General features: G+C 76.8%; 1 protein-coding gene. It reads left to right on the top strand.

The genetic code is table 11. The features are described from left to right. On the top strand, positions 1-4,497 hold a 4,497-nt coding region (locus ABD363_RS32245; RefSeq protein ID WP_344610007.1), incomplete at both ends, for an SDR family NAD(P)-dependent oxidoreductase.

Genomic DNA, 4,497 nt, shown 5'->3' with positions numbered 1-4,497 from the left:
TGGTGCTGGCGCTGCGCCACGAACAACTGCCGCGCACGCTGCACGTGGACCGGCCGTCCTCGCACGTGGACTGGTCGGCGGGTGCGGTGCAGCTGCTGACCGAGGCGCGGGAGTGGCCGCGCGGGCAGCGGCCGCGCCGGGCGGGGGTGTCCGCGTTCGGCATCAGCGGCACCAACGCCCACGTCATCCTGGAGGAGGCACCCGCCGAGGAACCCGCCCCGGAGCCTGTCGTCCCGGCTCATCCGGCGGACACCGTGCCCTGGATCCTGAGCGGCCGGACCCGGCAGGCCCTGCGCGCGCAGGCCGCCCGGCTCGCCGCCCACCTGGCGGAACACCCGGCCCTGCCCGCCGCCGGCATCGGCCACACCCTCGCCACGGCCCGCGCCGCCCTCGACCACCGCGCGGTCCTCGTCGGCGACAGCACCGACACGCTCGCCGCGGCCGCCGCCGCGCTGGCCGACGACGACACCGCCGCGCTCGTCACCGGCGTCGCGGGAGAGGGCCGTACGGTCTGGGCGTTCACCGGGCAGGGCAGCCAGCGCCCCGGCATGGGCCGCGAACTGCACGCGCGCTACCCGGCGTTCGCCCAGACCGTCGACGACGTCTGCGCCCTGCTGGACGCCGAACTGTCCGGCGCCGAAGGCCTCGACGTGCCCCTGCGCACCGTTCTGCTCGCCGCCGAGGGCAGCCCGGAGGCGGCACTCCTGGACCGTACCGGCTACGCCCAGACGGCTCTTTTCACCCTCCAGGTCGCCCTCGTGGAACTGCTGCGCTCCTGGGGCATGGCCCCGGACGCGGTGCTCGGCCACTCGGTCGGCGAGTTCGCCGCCGCCTACACCGCCGGTGTCCTCGACCTGCCCGACGCCGTACGCCTGGTGGCGGCCCGGGCGCGCCTCATGCAGGCACTGCCCGAGGGCGGGGCCATGGCGGCCGTCGAGGCCGACCCGGAGGAGGTCGCCTCCTGGCTGGACGGTGACGTGGTGATCGCCGCCGTCAACGGCCCCGCCGCCGTGGTCGTCTCCGGCACCGAGAGCGCGGTCGAGCGCGTGCTGGGCACCGCCCGCGAGCAGGGCCGCCGCACCACCCGGCTGCGGGTCTCCCACGCCTTCCACTCGCCGCTGATGGAGCCGATGCTCGCCGAGTTCGCCGCCGTCGCGGCCGGCCTCGACTACCGGCCGCCCGTGCTGCCCGCCGTCAGCACCGTCACCGGCCGCACGGTCCGCGACGGCGACTGGACCACCGCCGACTACTGGGTACGGCAGGTCGGACAGCCCGTTCTCTTCCACGACGCAGTCCTCGCCGCCACCGGTGAGCTCGGCGCCACCCGGCTGCTGGAACTCGGACCCGACCCGGTCCTCGCCGCGCTCGCCCAGCGGACCGCCCCCGACCTGACGGTGGCCGCCGCCACCCTGCGCGCGGGCCGGGCCGAGGCGGACACCCTGCTGAGCGCGGTCGGTGAACTGTTCGTCCGGGGCGAGCGGGTGCGGTGGGCGGACGTGCTCGCCGGCACGGGGGCACGACTCGTGGACCTGCCGACGTACGCCTTCCAACGCGACCGCTTCTGGCTGCCGGACCGGACGACGGCCGGCGCGCCCGCCGGGACGGCGGCCGGGGACGGCGCCGAGACGGCCTTCTGGCAGCTGGTCGAGGACGGCGACCCGGCCACACTGGCCCGGGAACTGGGCCTGCCGGGGGGCGCGTCACTGGACGCGCTGCTGCCGGCCCTGTCCGACTGGCGCCGACGGCAGCGGGAGCGGACGAAGGCCGCGGGCCGGCGCTACCGCCTGCTGTGGCAGCCGGTGCCCGTGGCGGACCGGGGACGGCTGACGGGCCGCTGGCTGGTGGCGGTGCCACAGCCGACCGGTACGGCCACCACCGCGGACACACCGGCTTCGCCGCCCCACGCCACCGCCGACGCACCTGCACCGGGCCTCCCGACCCACGGCACCGCCGGCACGTCCCTCCCGGGCTCCCCGGCCCACGAGACCCCCGCCGGGGACGCGCCGGCCCTCCCGGCGGAGACCACCGCAGCGGACGAGCTCGACGACGCCCCCGCCTGCCTCCGTGCCCTGCGGGCCGCGGGAGCCGACGCCGTCCTCCTGCCGCTCACCGCCGACGACAGCCCCGAAACGGTCGCCGCGCGCCTGCGGGACCTCGCACCGGACGCCCCGGCCGGCATCGTCGTGCTGCCCGCGACCGACGCCGACCTGACCACCCGTACCGCACCCCACCTCACCCTCCTCCAGGCCCTCGACGCCACGGGGACCGAGACACCGGTGTGGGCGGTCACGCGGTCCGCCGTCGCCGTGGGCACGGGGGAACCACTCGCCCGCCCGGACCAGGCGCAGGTCTGGGGCTTCGGCCGTACGGCGGCGCTCGAACAGCCCCGCCGCTGGGGCGGGCTCGTCGACCTCCCCGCCGAGGACACCGGCCCCGAACCGTGGCAACGGCTCGCCGCCGTCCTGGCCGCCCCCGGCCCGGAGGACCAGCTCGCCATCCGGCCCTCCGGCGTGTTCGCGGCACGCGTGGCGCACGACACCCGTCCCGGACCCGGCACCCCCGGCCGTCCGGCACCGCGCGGCACGATCCTGATCACCGGCGGTACGGGCGCTCTCGGCGGCCACGTCGCACGCCGGCTCGCCGACCTCGGCACTCCGCACCTGCTGCTGGTCTCCCGCAGCGGCGAGCACGCGCCCGGCGCCGCCGAACTGCGCCGCGACCTGACCGCACGCGGCGCCGAAGTCACCCTCGCCGCCTGCGACGTGAGCGACCGCCAAGCCCTGCGCGCCCTGCTCGACGGCATCCCGGACCGGACCCCGCTCACCGGCGTCGTCCACACCGCGGGCCTGCCGCAGAGCACCCCCCTCACCGACACCACCCCCGACCAGCTCGCCGAGGTCGTCGCGGCCAAGGTCACCGGCGCCCGCAACCTGCACGAGCTGACCGCCGGCCTGGACCTCGACCTGTTCGTCCTGTTCTCCTCCGTGGCGGGCGTGTGGGGCAGCGGCGGCCAGGCCGCGTACGCCGCGGGCAACGCCTACCTCGACGCCCTCGCCCAGCACCGCCGCACCCTCGGCCTGCCCGCCACCGCGATCGCCTGGGGCCCCTGGGCCGGCGGCGGCATGGCCGCCGACGAACAGGTCGCCGGGCACCTGCGCGAGCGCGGCCTGACCCTCCTCGACCCCGACCACGCACTGGACGCCCTGGAGGAGATCCTCGACGAGGGACGCACCTGCGCCACCGTCGCCGACATCGACTGGACACGCTTCGCGCCGTCGTTCACCGTCGCCCGGCCCAGCGCGCTCATCGCCGGCCTCCCCGAGGTCGCCGCCACCACCCGCACAGCCGGCACCCGCGCAACAACCGAGAACGAACTCGCCCGCACGCTGCGCGCCCAGCCCGCCGCCGAACAACACCGGCACCTGCTGGACCTGGTGCGATCCCAGGTCGCCGCCGTCCTCGGCCACGCCACCCCGGCCGTGATCGACCCCGAACGCCCCTTCAAGGACCTCGGGTTCGACTCGCTCACCGCCGTCGACCTGCGCAACCGGCTGAACACCGCCACCGCGCTCACCCTCCCCACCACGCTCGTCTTCGACCACCCGACCCCGGCCGCCCTGACCGCCCACCTGCGCGACCGGCTCCTCGGCGACACCGACCCCGACCCCGGCACCGGGTCCCGCGTCCCGCTCGCCCCGGCCCGCTCCGACGAACCCATCGCCGTCATCGGCATGGGCTGCCGCCTCCCCGGCGGCATCACCTCGCCGGAACAGCTCTGGGACGTGCTGACGGCGGGCGAGGACCGCATGTCGCCCCTCCCCGACGACCGTGGCTGGGACATCCCCGGCCTCCTGGAGTCCGCCTCCGCCGCACTGGGCACCTCCTTCGTCGGACTCGGCGGCTTCGTGCCCCGGGTCGCCGACTTCGACGCGGAGCTGTTCGGCATCAGCCCGCGCGAGGCGCTGGCGATGGACCCGCAGCAGCGGCTGCTGCTGGAAACCGCCTGGGAGGCCCTGGAACGCGCCGGCATCGACCCGCTCTCGCTGCGCGGCACCGCCACCGGCGTGTACGCGGGCGTCTCCGCCAACGGCTACGGCGGCACCGTCCACGAGGCCGAAGGCGAGGCCGGCGGCTACCTGCTCACCGGCAGCACCCCCAGCGTCGCCTCCGGCCGCCTGTCGTACGTCCTCGGCCTGGAGGGCCCCGCGGTGTCCGTCGACACCGCCTGCTCCTCGGCCCTGGTCGCCCTGCATCTGGCCTGCCAGGCCCTGCGCGCCGGCGAGTGCGACACCGCCCTGGCCGGCGGCGCGACGGTCATGGCCAACCCCACCGCCTTCGTCGAGTTCTCCCGCCAGCGCGGCCTCGCCCCCGACGGCCGGTGCAAGCCGTTCGCGGAGGCCGCCGACGGCACGGGCTGGTCGGAGGGCGCGGGTGTGCTGGTGCTGGAGCGGCTGTCGGACGCACGCCGCAACGGGCACCGGGTGCTGGCGGTCATCC

Origin of the sequence: Streptomyces glaucus, from assembly GCF_039533365.1 — a bacterium.
In the GTDB taxonomy this organism is placed as follows: Bacteria; Actinomycetota; Actinomycetes; order Streptomycetales; family Streptomycetaceae; genus Streptomyces; species Streptomyces glaucus.
Note: the sequence above shows the minus strand (reverse complement) of the source record. Positions and strands in the feature narration are given on the sequence as shown.